Source organism: Dyadobacter sp. CY356 (genome assembly GCF_021440195.1).
GTDB lineage: Bacteria > Bacteroidota > Bacteroidia > Cytophagales > Spirosomataceae > Dyadobacter.
In genome coordinates this window covers 1,061,097-1,075,840 of sequence record NZ_JAJTSZ010000002.1, presented here as the reverse complement: position 1 = coordinate 1,075,840, position 14,744 = coordinate 1,061,097, and the positions used below count along the sequence as shown (strand labels likewise).

Annotated in this window: 15 protein-coding genes; 9 read left to right on the top strand and 6 right to left on the bottom strand. The window is 39.0% G+C overall.

The genetic code is table 11. From position 1 onward, the window contains the following. Positions 1–49: 49 nt before the first annotated feature. Positions 50–685, bottom strand: a complete 636-nt coding sequence (locus LXL81_RS10850; RefSeq protein ID WP_234646801.1) for a response regulator transcription factor — start codon at positions 683–685, stop codon at positions 50–52. 730 nt (positions 686–1,415) lie between these two features. Here LXL81_RS10850 and LXL81_RS10845 point away from each other — a divergent pair. The 5 genes from LXL81_RS10845 to LXL81_RS10825 all read left to right on the top strand — a co-directional run bounded on the left by LXL81_RS10845 (position 1,416) and on the right by LXL81_RS10825 (position 6,746). Next, a complete protein-coding gene (locus tag LXL81_RS10845; protein ID WP_234646800.1) occupies positions 1,416–1,757 on the top strand; it encodes a cupin domain-containing protein in 342 nt (113 codons plus the stop codon). A 138-nt stretch (positions 1,758–1,895) separates the two neighbouring features. Then, positions 1,896–3,380, top strand: coding sequence for a sensor histidine kinase (locus LXL81_RS10840; protein WP_234646799.1), 1,485 nt, complete (start codon positions 1,896–1,898; stop codon positions 3,378–3,380). Positions 3,381–3,422: 42 nt separating this feature from the next. Continuing rightward, positions 3,423–4,109 carry a LytTR family DNA-binding domain-containing protein gene (locus LXL81_RS10835; protein ID WP_234646798.1) on the top strand — a complete coding sequence of 229 codons (687 nt, stop codon included), beginning with the start codon at positions 3,423–3,425 and terminating at the stop codon, positions 4,107–4,109. Between the two features lie 225 nt (positions 4,110–4,334). Next, positions 4,335–4,781 (top strand): PHB depolymerase family esterase, encoded by a 447-nt coding sequence (locus tag LXL81_RS10830; protein WP_234646797.1) that lies wholly within the window; start codon positions 4,335–4,337, stop codon positions 4,779–4,781. A gap of 33 nt (positions 4,782–4,814) precedes the next feature. After that, positions 4,815–6,746: a T9SS type A sorting domain-containing protein gene (locus LXL81_RS10825; protein WP_234646796.1), complete on the top strand. Its 1,932-nt coding sequence runs from the start codon at positions 4,815–4,817 to the stop codon at positions 6,744–6,746. 74 nt (positions 6,747–6,820) lie between these two features. Here LXL81_RS10825 and LXL81_RS10820 read toward each other — a convergent pair whose 3' ends face one another. Next, positions 6,821–8,104: a YihY/virulence factor BrkB family protein gene (locus tag LXL81_RS10820; RefSeq protein WP_234646795.1), complete on the bottom strand. Its 1,284-nt coding sequence runs from the start codon at positions 8,102–8,104 to the stop codon at positions 6,821–6,823. Positions 8,105–8,254: 150 nt separating this feature from the next. Between LXL81_RS10820 and LXL81_RS10815 the strand changes: the two genes are divergently transcribed. Next, positions 8,255–8,650: a hypothetical protein gene (locus tag LXL81_RS10815; protein WP_234646794.1), complete on the top strand. Its 396-nt coding sequence runs from the start codon at positions 8,255–8,257 to the stop codon at positions 8,648–8,650. 84 nt (positions 8,651–8,734) lie between these two features. Further along, positions 8,735–9,673 carry a proline iminopeptidase-family hydrolase gene (locus LXL81_RS10810; RefSeq protein WP_234646793.1) on the top strand — a complete coding sequence of 313 codons (939 nt, stop codon included), beginning with the start codon at positions 8,735–8,737 and terminating at the stop codon, positions 9,671–9,673. An 81-nt stretch (positions 9,674–9,754) separates the two neighbouring features. Here the strand turns inward: LXL81_RS10810 and msrB are convergent, their stop codons facing one another. The 3 genes from msrB to LXL81_RS10795 all read right to left on the bottom strand — a co-directional run bounded on the left by msrB (position 9,755) and on the right by LXL81_RS10795 (position 11,863). After that, positions 9,755–10,255 carry a peptide-methionine (R)-S-oxide reductase MsrB gene (gene msrB, locus LXL81_RS10805; protein ID WP_234646792.1) on the bottom strand — a complete coding sequence of 167 codons (501 nt, stop codon included), beginning with the start codon at positions 10,253–10,255 and terminating at the stop codon, positions 9,755–9,757. A gap of 71 nt (positions 10,256–10,326) precedes the next feature. Then, on the bottom strand, positions 10,327–11,112 hold the full coding sequence (locus LXL81_RS10800) for a molybdopterin-dependent oxidoreductase (RefSeq protein ID WP_234646791.1): 786 nt from the start codon (positions 11,110–11,112) through the stop codon (positions 10,327–10,329). A gap of 25 nt (positions 11,113–11,137) precedes the next feature. Continuing rightward, on the bottom strand, positions 11,138–11,863 hold the full coding sequence (locus LXL81_RS10795; RefSeq protein ID WP_234646790.1) for a cytochrome b/b6 domain-containing protein: 726 nt from the start codon (positions 11,861–11,863) through the stop codon (positions 11,138–11,140). 198 nt (positions 11,864–12,061) lie between these two features. On the opposite strand from LXL81_RS10795, the gene LXL81_RS10790 reads away from it, so the two are divergent. After that, a complete protein-coding gene (locus tag LXL81_RS10790) occupies positions 12,062–12,649 on the top strand; it encodes a sigma-70 family RNA polymerase sigma factor (protein WP_234646789.1) in 588 nt (195 codons plus the stop codon). Between the two features lie 316 nt (positions 12,650–12,965). Here the strand turns inward: LXL81_RS10790 and LXL81_RS10785 are convergent, their stop codons facing one another. After that, positions 12,966–13,427 carry a DUF1801 domain-containing protein gene (locus tag LXL81_RS10785; protein WP_234646788.1) on the bottom strand — a complete coding sequence of 154 codons (462 nt, stop codon included), beginning with the start codon at positions 13,425–13,427 and terminating at the stop codon, positions 12,966–12,968. 398 nt (positions 13,428–13,825) lie between these two features. On the opposite strand from LXL81_RS10785, the gene LXL81_RS10780 reads away from it, so the two are divergent. After that, positions 13,826–14,713 carry an ABC transporter ATP-binding protein gene (locus tag LXL81_RS10780; RefSeq protein WP_234646787.1) on the top strand — a complete coding sequence of 296 codons (888 nt, stop codon included), beginning with the start codon at positions 13,826–13,828 and terminating at the stop codon, positions 14,711–14,713. The last annotated feature ends 31 nt before the right edge of the window (positions 14,714–14,744 follow it).

Sequence of the window (14,744 nt, the reverse complement as noted above, 5' to 3'; positions counted from 1 at the left end):
AACGTTTAGACCGAGGCTTCGTCTTCGTATCTTCTTAATTATAGTTCGTTCAAATGCCTGTTTCATTAACAAGCATCAGGTTTCGTAATTCGAGAATATTATTCACTTTCAGTTTTTTAAGTATCCTCATTTTAATCGTACTGATCGTAGAAGTTTTTCTATCAAAAATTTGAGCGATTTCTGAAATATTAACTCCCTGACATATGTATTGGGCTATTTCATATTCATGAAAAGTAAGATTGCTGTTTTCTTTCAACCGGGTCGTTTTTTCAAAAGCAGAAACGTTTTTATTTATGCCCAGAATCTCTTTGCACACATAACGCATCCCAATCAAAACATCGGTGATACATTCGATGAGTTCTGCTTCATCGTTTTGTTTTGATAAATATCCCATAACACCAGCCCGCAGAAAAGAAATTGCCAGGTAAGGGCGCGGCTCTTCATCGTAAATAATAACTGGCCCGAAAGTATTTTCATCTCCTGATTTGTTTAAAAAGCGAAGATTGCCTGCATTTGAATCGGGATTTATTCCTAGAATAGTTACATCACTTTTTGCGTTTGTTTTGAGAAAAGAAGTCATGCAGGACGATTCCAGAATCAATATATCATTAAAGTTATCCTTGAGTAAAGCTATCAGGCCAATACGCGTAACCGGATGTTTATCCACGAGGGCAATAGTTATCATCTTAAAGAGGGGTTGTTTAATTTTCCAGTTGGCCTTTACGTTGTTTGAAATCAAACTTTACGGCAATGCCGTAAGAATGAGAAACGCTCAACATTTACTATTTCAATCCGTGTGTCAGCATCGCTTGTTTTTCTTGTCCATTCAGTCTTTGCATAGAATTTTTTCGATACAGCGATGTTTTGTCTGAAATTTTACAAAGGCTGACCTTGTATAGTGACAGACAAAAATTTTCAGTGCTCTGAAGATAAGATGCCAAAAAAATGGCAATTATCACCAGGGACCTGAATAACAGATACGAAATGAATATAATGATATCGTCTCAACGGAAGATTGGCCGATACTACTACACTATAAATGATGATCTTAAAAGCTTAGATTAATGTCCAGTTATAAATTTTACTGTTAAAGAACAATTGTTTAACTGAAATAAGTGTAGATGTCCTGAGAGGGTTAAAATGAGGTATTTTTAAAGAGTTTTTCATGATGAATCAATTTTATAAAGTGAGAAATATGTAACATAAAGATATGTAATAATTTACCAGAAATCAATTTGGAAACGATTTCCGGAAGACAATTTCCAATGTGCTGATGAGAATCATAATGTTTTGAGGATTTGACGGTTAATAACTTGTGCTGCTTTATCTGTTAAATGGTTTTATATCTTTTAACACTTTTAAAAAGATAGCTCGTAATTTTACTACTTTCTTCTATCAAACAAAAAGCGGTTATCATGGCATTTATAAATTTTAATTCAGGCAAAATCGTACAGATCTGGGACGGGATTTCCGGAACGCTGGCGCATACTGAAAATTCGACTTTTGGTTATTTTACAATTGAAAACGGCACAAATTTACCGGAACACAGCCATGTGCACGAGCAATGTTGTCATGTATTGGAAGGAGAACTCGAATTTAATATTGCCGGCGAAATTCAGTTGCTGACAAAAGGTATGGCGGCATTTATCCCTTCTATGGCACCTCATTCAGCCAGGGCATTAACAGCATGTAAAGTTCTTGACTGTTTTACACCAGTTCGGGAGGATTTTGTTGCACTGGAAAAAAACCAGTTATGATTCTAAAATGGTTCATAATCGATTCCGATTATGAACCATTCGCTTTGCATATTTCTTTTCATCACACGGATCGAGGTTTCTGTCACTGATATTTTTTTGATGTTTATTCCTGCCCTAACATTGTCAAAAAAATAAGATATGAAACTACGTTTGAGTGAATTTTGGCTGGCAACGCTTTGCTGGGTTCTTAGTATTTACCACTTCCTGAACAATGCATTCTCTGCATCGGAGCCGCATAAGTCATACATTGGGGAGATGACGCAGTTATTTGCGCAAAAAGGTATGGTGTATAATTATAGCACCTATCATCTTTTACCTCGGCTTTCGGTTGCAACTGGTTTATATCTCAGTTTTATTTTCCTCAATAACTGGGTCTTACCAAAATATTTGCCACGAAAAAAATGGAATATCATCGTGCTTTTCTGGTTATGTGCCTATGCCTTTTTGACTATGGTATATGCCGGTTATTACCGTCACGAAAACATCCTGACAAGTCCTTCCTTTGGTGCATGTCTGGTCGATAGTGCCCCTGATACTTTCAAAATATTTCTATTGTTTTTGGCTTATACGATTGTCAAAAATCTGATTTTGAATTTTCTGGTTCATGACGTACATAACCAATCTTTACGCACCAGAATCATTCGTGAGGTCATCGTCGTGTTCCTGATTTGGGCGGCTATTTTGTTTGCTTTATTGCAAAGTGATTACCGTGATTTGGCAATTTTCTGGTTCTGCATAATTCCGTGTGGTTATTTTATCTACCTGTTCAATTTATATTATCTGATACCAGATTATAAAAAAGAGCCGGAAAAACTCCGTGGATACACGCTAAGACTTTTGAGCACCATAATTGTTTCGGGATTTTTCTCAATGATTTTTTTGCAAATTTTACATCAGATTCTGCCGGTTATGGCTTTCCTGACCATCAATTTTCTGGTGTTTACGATCGCTGTTGTATTCTCCTGGTTCATTTATAATCAGAATAAAGACCAGCTGCAACTGCTTTATTCGCTTAAAACAGAATTAGGGAAATCTTCCGCTGACCTACAATTTCTTCGATCCCAAATCAACCCTCATTTTCTTTTTAATATATTGAATACCTTGTATGGAACAGCAATTCAGGAAAGTGCTGACAGGACTTCTGAAGGAATTCAAAAACTGGGAGATATGATGCGGTTTATGCTTTATGAGAATAATCTTGATATGATCCCGGTGGCACGCGAAGTCGATTATTTAAAAGATTACATTCATTTGCAGAATCTTCGCCTTGCAAAATCTGAAAACATAAAGGTTGAAGTAAATATTTCTGAAAATACCTGCCAGCATTCAATCGCGCCCATGCTGCTGATTCCTTTCATTGAAAATGCTTACAAACATGGGATCAGTTTGCAGAATCGGTCATGGATCAATATTTCGCTCCGGTGCGAGAATAATAAACTGGAACTGGATGTTTACAATAGCATACATACTAAAAATCAGTCTGATACGGAAAATGAGAACAAAGGAATTGGTCTGGATTATGTACGGCAGCGGCTCGGATTATTATATCCTTCGAAATATGATTTACAAATCAGAGCGTCGCAGATAGAATATTTTGTTCATCTTACATTGCGTTTTCAGTAGTGAAAAGTATGTCGAAAGGATAGCCACAACATGAGTATAACAATGAAAGCAATTGCAGTCGACGATGAGCCTATGGCATTGGAAATTATTGGGGCACTTGCAGCAAAAGTGCCTTTCTTAGACTTATCAGCCAGTTTTGTTAATGCCTTTGATGCCATTCGTTTTATAAAAGAAAATCATGTCGATTTGATTTTTCTGGATATAAAAATGCCTGATATTTCAGGATTCGAACTATTAAAAGCACTCAGCAAAGAGCCGCTGGTTGTTTTCACAACGGCATATACCGAACATGCTGTTAAAAGTTATGAACTTGATGCTGTGGACTATTTGCTCAAACCATTTTCATCAGAACGTTTTGCAAAGGCCTGTTACAAAGCTTCGGAGGTTTTGGAATTTCGTACCAAAACGTTAAATCCGAAACCCGAATTTTTGTTTCTAAAATCCGGGTTTGAACAGATCAAGGTATTTTTTAATGAAATATTGTTTATTGAAAGTTCTGGTAATTATATGGTTTTCAGGCTTCCAACCAGTAAAATTTTGTCCCGGCTTACGATGAAAGAAGTTTTAGAACTTTTACCGGAAACGGATTTCATTCGTGTTCATAGATCTTTTATTATATCAAAAAATCGGGTCAGCAAAATTGAACGGAATCACTTGCATATAGGCAAACACGTCATTCCAATCGGCAGCATGTTCATGAATGAAGTTGCGACTTGTTTTAAAAAATGATAGCATTTTGAATGATAGGATGAGAGAATGTTGGATCCCGGGAACTTAACCCCTCATTCCCGCACTTCATTCTATCATTCTATCATTCTATCATTCTATCATTCTATCATTCTATCATTCCAGAATTGCCGTTAAGTAACATCTTAACCTAAGTATCAAATATTTTCTACAAAATATATTAAATTAGTAGAAGTATTTCGTATTTAATACTTTGATATTCAGGTTATGAAACATTCGCGACGTTACTTTATCATGTTGTTTTTGTGTCTGTTTTTTACTTCCAAAACATTTGGAATCGATATAACGCAAAGCATCACATCAGGAGGAAAGAGCAGAAGTTTCGTTTTTCACGCACCGGGAACAGCCGTAGCGCAGAACCTTCCCTTGCTATTCGTTTTTCATGGTGATGGTGGAAGTGGTTCGGGAATTAAGAGTGCTACCGGCTTTGATGCTATTGCAGATGCCAATAATTTTATCGTCGTATATCCCAATGCGGATAACGATGGAAACGGCTGGAACCGGGCCATCGACCAGTTGAAAGATATCAACTTCACATCAGATATGATCGATTATTTTTGTTCGGCTTATCATATCAACGCGCAAAAAATTTATGCTTCCGGACATTCGGCCGGAGGGTTTATGACTTATAATCTTGCAGTAAATCTTGCCTGAAGGATCGCCGCTTTTGCACCGGTCGCTGGTAATATGTATGCAAATAATGGCAATTATTCCTATTTCAGCAGCGCAAATTTCAAGCCGGTTCCAATCCTTCATATTCATGGAGATCCTGACGGCACTGTCGATTATCCCGATCCCGACCATAAGCCAACGGATTGGAGCGAGTGGCCGCTTACTGAGTTTTCCTACTATACTTGCGGCAAAGTTACCTACACACTTCCCAATGGGACAATAGCCCCCAATGTAACCAAGCTTTCCTTCTGTGCCGGTACGCCGCCTGCAAAGGAGATTTCACTCATCCGGGTAGCTGGTGTGGGGCACAACTGGCCAGCGGTTACAGGATTTAATCCGGCCCAGGTTATCTGGGATTTTTTGAAAGCATATTCCATTACCACAGCGCCTTCCTGTGCACCGGTTCCTGAAACCCCGGCTTATGCCGAGGGTACCATTCATACACAGGGAAATGTGATCATGAGTCCTTGTAATGAGGCGTTTATACCAAGAGGTGTCAATTATTCTTTGGCAGACGATTGGGAATTTCCAGCCAATATTAACGGAGACCCAACAGGCGTAAACAATGAATTGTCTGCCGAAATTATAAAAGCGAAACCCAATATCGTCAGAATTGAATGGTATGCAAACCGTGCAGCAAACTGGAAACCCTATACTGTTGCAGACCTTGATGTGGTCATCACACGTTTTCAAAATGCCGGAATTGTTTCTGTAATCGACCTGCATGACCTTACTTGCTCCAATGATTATGTTCAGTTTAACAACATCATTTTACCCTGGTGGAGGCAGCAATCGGTCAAAAATTTGATCACCAAACATAAAGGTTATGTCATCGTAAATGTTGCCAATGAATTTGGTAATGTAAATTGGGCATCGGATCCGTCATCAGCTTACACGACCTGGCTCAATCATTACAAAACCGTCATAACAGATTTACGAACAGCAGGAATTCAGGTTCCGTTGATGATCGACGCACCCGATTGCGGACAAAGTCTGGACATCGCTTTGCAGGTCGGAGCCGCGCTTCAAACGCAGGATCCCATGCATAATATTATTATGAGTGCCCATGCATATTGGTATGCTGATAATGCTGCGGCCATGGAAGCGCGCGTTCAGCAAATTGCCAATGCCTCATTTCCGATTGTTTTGGGTGAAATCGCCAACATTCAGGATGCCACAGGACCTTGTTCCAATATAATTCCAGCCTATAAAAATCTGCTTCAAAGTTGCCAGAACCACAACGTGGGCTGGATGGCCTGGACCTGGACGGATGATTTTTGCGAAGGAATAAATGGTCGCCGGATTAGTATGAATGGCAGTTTTACTAATCTTTCAACATATGGAAGTACGATAATAAACGACCCGGATTTTGGACTTGCCACACATGCGGCAAAAATGAATGCATTGTGTCTGAGCGCACCGCTACCCGTCAAATTACAATCTTTCGAGGCAGAGGAAACTAATGAAAATCAGATTTTGATAACATGGAAAACGACTGATGAAATCAATTTTAAACAATTTGAGATTGAAAGAAGTACGGATGGAAAACGATTTGAAAAGCTGGCCATTATTCAATCCAATGTTGTTAATCATTCCAACTACAACTTTCCAGACACAAAATTATTGGAGCCAATATATTACTATCGTCTGAAAATGATTGATATGGACGCGACTTATGCTTATTCCGGTATGGTATCGGTTGAGAGAAAAGGCTTTGATCAAATAGCTGTTTATCCCTCACCAGCCCGCGACTTTGTCCGGATTAAAGCCAGCGACAATGCTTTTCCTGCCAAAATTAAAATTATAGATCAATCCGGAAAAATAGTTTTAGCCCAGACTATTTTGAAACAAAGTCAAAAGATCAATATTGAAACCCTAACATCAGGGTTGTATATCATTATCATGCAGGATAAAATGATTGGAAAGGTGATAGTTCAGGAGAAATAAAAGTAAATGCAGTATATGATCACCAAACCTGGCAAATCATATGCTGCATTTTTTGCCCGATTATTCAGCGGTAATCAGGCTTTATTCATGGAAAGCAGAATTTTACGAACCATGTCAAGTATCCTTTTTCGAAGAAGAATGGTGGCGGTTCCAAAAATTACAAAGACGCCCAGCAAAATCAAATACCCCAGATAATAGCTGTCCAGTGCTTCGTTAAGGAAATTTCCCAGCAGAATTAAACAAGTTACAAGAATTGAAAAACCCAGTATAGCAGTTAAAACGTAAAATGTTACTGTGGCTGCAACGGACTCAAAAACCGGTAAGATTTGTTGTTTTACAAGATCGAATTTGTCATCAATAAATTTGATAACTGTATGAATTAACTTTTTGCCATCTTCGGGTAAAGATGCAATCATTTTGAATGATGATTCCGGAGCCGCTGGTACTTCTGAACCATGTTTTTCCACCACTTCCAGTCTCGAAATTAATACTGCATGCTCATTCGGGGAAATATCTTCACCATCCGTTTTGGCGTAAACCTTGGTAAATTCAGCACCGAAGTATAGAATAATTGAGGAATAATAGACCCAGGTGAGCAGTATGACAATGGATGCGGATGCGCCATAGGTTGCGCCAAGATCCTGCTGGCCCAGATATAAACTGATTCCCGATTTCCCGATGGCAAAAAGTACAGCGGTGAAAGCTGCCCCGATCATACATTCTTTCCATCGCACATGTCCATCGGGTAACACTTTAAAAATCGCAGTAAATAATGCAGTCAGCACAATGAGCACCAGCAAAATATTCAATGCCGTAAAAACAATGACAGAAACTTCTGAAAAGTGACTTTCCAACTTGCTGCTCAACAGATCAATGGCAGTGTTTACACCCAGAGATACAATCAACAGAAACCCAAGCGTAAGTATTACAGAAAATGATAATAGCCTGTTTTTAAGATAAGCCAGCCAGCTTTTTTTAGGTTTTGATTTTATCGACCATATATAATTGATAGAATCCTGGATTTCTGCAAAAACCCCTGTCGCACCAATAAGCAGCGTTACTATACCCACCGTCGCCGCAACAGTTGACTTGTTGGATATCTCTGCATTCTTGATAATCTCCTGAAGCTGAGCGGCTGCATCTTTTCCCACCAACCCGCTGATCTGACCGAAAAGCTCACCCGTAAACGCTTCTTTGCCATAAAAAAAACTAACAACGGAAATGATGACAAGCAGCATCGGAGCCAGTGAAAATATGGTATAGTACGATAATGCCGCGGCAAGTTTCAGGCCATTATCATTCATGAATTCATTAAAACTATCTTTAATGAGAGAGAAAGTAAATTTTATTTTGCTCATAACGGTCTGTACAGTTGACAGTTTTTGATTGAAATTTTCTCATTAGGATAAATTTTTATGCCAAGGAAAAACGACATAAAATGTGTAGGTTTATATGCTCACGTGCTGTAATGAAATTTGAATTTTTCTAAAAATCAAACCGTCATTCTTATGGATATCAAAACTAATCAAGCCACAAAAAATCGCCCGGGAGGAGATCGTATTATTGACGCTCCTTATGTTTTTATTGATATTCCAACCTTTGTTGAACAGTTGAAAAGCGAAAAATCGTGGGAGAAAAATGACAGAAATGGAATAACGGTTTTTAAATCCTCAGGAATGACCATGGTTATCACAGCCTTGAAATCCGGTGCCGTGCTGAACCATCAGCGAATGGATGAGTTTTATACTTTGCAGGTTATGCAGGGAGAAATCCAGACCGAAACGGATGGAAAAATTATCCAAAGCATTCAGGGACAGGTGGCTGTTTTTCATCCCAACATGGCGCATACCATTCTGGCTTTGTCCGATTCGGTTCTGATGATGACGACTTATGTTTGTATTTAATTCAAGTTCAACATATTACCTGTTAAAATTCTTATCAGGAACACAATGTATCCTGTGAATGATATCAAATTTATTTTACTATCAATGAAATATTTCGCCGCTATTTTATTTCTGTCTGTTTTTTTGACTGGTGCTGCTCCGGGAAAAATAAAGCCAGGAGAAGGTTTTGTTGAAGTTAAAGGCGGACGTATCTGGTACAAAGTTGTCGGAACCGGAAAAGGTGTTCCGTTATTATTGATTCACGGCGGACCTGGCAGCAGAAGTTGTGAGGGAATTCCGGGATATTCCACTTTGGGAGACGATCGTCCTGTTATTTTTTACGATCAGCTAGGTTCCGGACATTCCGACCGGCCAACGGATACTACACTTTGGCAACTGCCAAGATTTGTTGACGAGATTGATGCGCTGCGAAAGGCACTGGATCTGAAAGAACTTAATATTCTTGGAAGCTCCTGGGGCGGAACGGTAGCTGTGGAATATATGGTGACCAAAAAGCCAAAAGGGGTAAAGTCTGTAATTTTTGCCGGGCCACTGATCAGTACTTCAAAATGGATGCGTGATGCCAAAATCCTGATTTCCCAGCTTTCAAAACCAGTTCAGGATTCGATCAATAAATATGAAAGTCTGAAAATCTACGACCACAAATCCTATGCGGCAGCAACGGATACTTTCAATATAAATTATCTCAGCCGAAAACCCGGAGCAAGAATTTCCGCTCCTGATTGTGCAGGATCAGGAAAAGGTAATGGAGAAATTTACAGATATATGTGGGGCCCAACCGAATTTAACGCGACAGGTACGCTGAAAAATTTTGAGAGAACGCCTAATCTCCATGAAATAACAGTGCCGGTTTTATTCGTCACCGGTAGATTTGATGAGGCAAGGCCGGAAACGATGTATGAATTTCAAAAGGAAATCCCGGGCTCGAAAGTGGAAATTATTGAAAACTCAGGACACAATAAAATCAGGGATAACCCGGAGCAGTATCTTACTGCAATCAGGAATTTTCTCAACGGGAAATAATTTTAAAAGATAGATTAACACAAAACAGGGTCGGCCAGTTTATTCTGGCCGACCCTGTTTTTATAATTCTAATTTAAATTTTTATTTGGCAGGAATAAACTTCAACGCCCAGGAATTCATACAATACCGTTTTCCTGTTGGAGCAGGGCCGTCGTCAAAAACATGGCCTAAATGCAAACCTGTACTGGTTTCCACCACTTCATCTCTCGACATACCCAGTGAATTATCCGTTACCACTTTCACCGCTTTGGAATCGATGGGTTTGAAAAAGCTTGGCCAGCCTGTGCCCGATTCAAATTTGGTATCCGAACTGAATAATGGTTTTCCAGTCGCAGCACTTACATAAATTCCCTTTTTGTGATTGTTCCAGTAAGGATTTCTAAAAGGAATTTCAGTACCCCTTTCCACCATAATATGATAAGCCTCGGATGACAAAACCTTTTTCCATTCCGCGTCAGGCTTGGCTCCGGGAAATGAGGCAACATCCACCGCACTTTCTTTGTTTTTACTACTACGACTTTGGCCACATGCATTCATCGACAGCAGCATAATGAACGCAATTATTATATTTAACTTTTTCATTTTTAATGTATGAAGTGATTATTGAAAACAATTTTTGGTCAATTAAAATTCTGATCGGAGGTTTTATTATACTACAATCCGGAGTAGTAATCATAGCCCCTTTTAGCCCAGTAATCCGGTGGGCGCTGATTGCTAAATGAAATCTTCCCGATACATTTCAGGTTTTTAATTCCATATTTCACAGGGATAATCAGCCTAAGCGGTGCACCATGAGCAGTCAGCAGCGGTGCATCATTCATTTCATAAGCCAGGATTGTTTGCGGATGCAAGGCACTTTCCATATCCAGGCCCACCTGGTATTTTCCGCTTGGCGTTTCCATTCCAACATACTGCATCGAAGTTATATCGTCCAGTTTATAATGTTTGATAAAATCAATAAAACGAACGCCTGCCCAGTGCTGGATCTGATCCCAGCCTTCAACGCATTTGAAATCAAATATAATTTCGGTTTTGGGTAAGGCTTTGATCGCATCTAAACTGACTTTCAAAATTTCCCCGTCACTTTTTACAACGCATAACAGCCAGTTTTCAGGATTGAAATTTTTATCTTCATTGCCGATATTACTATTGATCCGTACTCGTTTTGCGGCCATTTCTTTTGGATAAGTTTTCACGAGATGGTTATCGCTAAAAAACTTCCTGAAAAAAATCTCGGTTTTGTTCAAAGCAGCCCGCAGCGGTTTTCGGGCTCTTGCCGTTACACCGTTAGGTTCGGCGGGAGCTTTATAAAGCCAGTTCCAGCCTTCATAAGTTGCCGCACCGAAAGCAAAAAATGTTGCGAATGAGATAAAAGTCCTCCTTTTAATTTTTTGATCAACAGTAAGTTGCTTTTTATTTTTTGGATCAATAATCTCCATATCATTGTCGTGGTTTAAATAGAAATTATTCGATTACAAGACTTTCATTATCCGAAGCATTTCGCTCCTCATCAGGTTTTCCTGAGATGATCGCGGGTTTTTCTGTAACAACTTCAAAACCGGAAATCACCGACCTGAAATTATTCCAGTCTGCAATAATTACCTGGACAATGTGAATAATAAAGAAAAATAAATAACCCAGCGTTAACGCAAAATGCAGTATCCTGGCCAGATTATAGCCTCCAAAAATCCAGCATAACCAGTAAAACTGAACAGGTTTATAAATCGCCAATCCGGTAAGAACAGAACCCAGGCCCATAACTATAATGGCGGTGTATGCAATCCGTTGTGCCGCATTGTATTTGTTCTGCGGCGGAGCCGTTTTTCGGATATGCAGGTCGTGTAAAAGTACGAGCCAGGCTTCTTTGAAAGACTTTTTTTCGGGAACGAGATTTCGCCATTCTCCTGAAAAAATTGTGTACAAAACATAGAACAAGCCGTTCAGGGTAAAAAACCACATAAACAAAAAATGAAATGCCATTCCTTCCGCAAGCCGGTAGGGTATATGGAAGAAAGTAAATACCGCATCAGGGAAAAAATGATAGAAAGTATAGCCGAAAATGGTGATCGAATACGCGTCATTTGCCCAATAAATCAACATTCCGCTCCAAATCATGATCGTTAGTAAAGGGAAGTTTACCCAATGTGTCCAACGCATAACCAGAGAATGTTTTTCTTTTATAACTTTCATTTGAAGAGGTATTTAAATGATATTTCAAATTAGCTTTTTCACCCTTAGTCGCTTATCTTTTCGAAACCTTACAAAAAATGTGTAAAAATTTGTAAGGTTTTTCTGTTCAGCAAGTCTAACCATAAGATAGGTATTTAAAATCTTGGAAAAGCAATTCAGGCTGTTAATCATAATGAAGATTTTCCCTACATAAAAAAAATGGATAAAAGCAGGTTGTCATCCGAAAGTGTAATGGTTGATCCGCGCCAATGGGTGAAAAAGTATGCCGATTACTTGTATACATACGCTGTCTCGCGTGTTAACGATGAGGAGCTTGCGAGAGACCTTGTTCAGGAAACTTTTCTTGCTGCATTGGAGAGAATTAAAACCTTCGAGGGCAGAAGCTCGGAGCGTACCTGGTTAACAGCGATTTTGAGAAATAAAATTATCGATGTTTACCGGAAAAAATCGTCAGGTCCTGAAAGACAGTCTGATGTCACGGAGGCAGAACGGGCTCAAAATGACTTTTTTGATCCGAACGACGGGCATTGGAACGAAGCTTTCAGACCAAAGGAAATAGGAGAGGAGGAGGATCTGCTTGTGAGTGCAGAGTTTTCTGTTATCCTTCAAAAATGTATGGAAAAGTTACCTGTTTTGTGGTCCGCCGTTTTCACTATGAAACATATGGACGACGAGGTAACGGAGCATATTTGTGAGTACTTGAAAATATCGTCTTCCAATTTTTGGGTGATTATACATCGGGCCAAGCTTAACCTTCGTGCCTGTCTTCAAAAAAACTGGATTTAATTAAAAACGTTATGAACTCTTTAAAAGGAATAATATATAATTGTCGGCAAGCCACATTTCTGATTGAAAAAAAGCAGATCAAGAAGCTGACCTTCAGAGAAAACATTGAACTAAAGATACACCTCACAGGATGTTCGGTTTGTCGTGTATTTCAAAAACAAAGCATTTTGATCAATCAAATGGTCAAAAATCTTCTGATGAATTCACAAAATAAGGAAAGGAAACTGGACGATAATTTTAAACAAAACTTACAAGACAGGATTGATGATGAGTTGAATAGACAATAGTTTAAGAGTTTCGTAACAGGTTAAAGTATTCATTTTTTCCTTTTATAAAGCGACTCATAAAGATTTATCCACTCTTCCACAGTTATCTTTGAAACAAGTTCGCCTATCAGTGCAAACGGTATCTGATCAACTTTTTTAAAACGCAGGCAGCTTTTCCCGATATCCGGTTTGGTCGTAATGTGTTTGGCATATTCGCCGGTAAACCAGTTCATGAGTTCTTCATTTGCGTATATTCCCATATGGTAAACCGCTATGAAATTTTTTTGTGAAGCTATATTCATGAAAGGCAGCGGAAGCGATGGATTGCAATGATAGCCATCCGGATAAGTCGAATGCGGAATTACATAGCCGATCATGCCATAACTCATGACCTCGTTAAATCCTGACGGCAAGTTTTCAGTAATTACTTTTCTCAATTCATTAATAGCAGATTGCCGGTCATCCGGAAGTGAATCCACATATTCCTGGGGCGTAGAGGCGTTTGATTGCATGTAACGGATTGTTTAATATGTCATCTAAAATTAATAAGTATCCGGAAATTCCGGGTATTTGAATGATATCTTTTTGATTTCTGATTTTTATAGCCTGAAACGAACGCAATAAACGCCTAACGAATATTTAAGTACTAATGCAGGATGCTCCTATGGAGCGTATATTCACATACGCTATCCAGTAACTCTTCAATGGAATTTTCAACTCAACAACTCAACAATGAAACGGAAACCGACATCCGAAATACATCCAAAACTGATTTAACGGTTGCTTTCCGCAAACATTTATTTCTAGATTTGTTTAAATTATTAATATTTTTTAAATCCTTAATTTGTTATTATTGAGAAGTTTACGAAATTGAAGACGTCATTCCTATCATTTAAAAAATCTCAACCCTGTGAAACTAACTATCCGGAATCTTCAAAAAACTTATCCAAATGGTGTTCAGGCGCTGAAAGGAATAAACCTGGTTATAGAAACCGGAATGTTTGGCTTGCTTGGTCCTAATGGAGCCGGCAAATCTTCATTAATGCGGACAATTGCCACTTTGCAGGAAGCAGATGCGGGAAGCATTTTTCTGGATGAACTTGACGTGCTCAAAGACAAGGCAGAGGTAAGGAAGATACTGGGATATTTGCCGCAGGAGTTTGGGGTATACCCCAAAATCAGTTCGGAATTGATGCTGGATCATATTGCTCAGTTAAAAGGAATTCTGAATGCCAATGAAAGAAAACAAACCGTCGCAGCTTTGCTCGACAGAGTGAATTTATATAATGACCGCAAAAAACATCTTGGTACCTTTTCCGGTGGTATGAAACAACGTTTCGGAATTGCGCAGGCACTTTTGGCGAATCCCAAACTGATCATTGTCGATGAGCCAACGGCAGGTCTGGATCCGGCGGAACGTAATCGCTTTTACAATTTATTGAGTGAGTTGGGAGAAAATACCATTGTGATTTTATCTACGCATATTGTGGAAGACGTGCGGACTTTGTGTAGTGATTTCGCAATTATTTGTAAGGGAGAAGTACTCAGAAATGGAAATCCGGACGAAGCTGTTAAAGAATTGAATGGTAAAGTTTACAGCAAGCTCATAGACAAGGGTGATAAGTTGAGTTACAGAGAAAATTATCAGGTTATTTCAGAACAGATGAAAAGCGGCAAATTGGGAATTAGGGTATTTTCTGAATCAGATCCCGGAAACGAATTCCTGCCGGCTGAACCGGTTTTGGAAGATATTTACTTTCATCAGATAGCCAGCAAACTGGATACGGTTTCGATGTAAATCTTTTGTCCTGATTTCATTTGTAAAAATA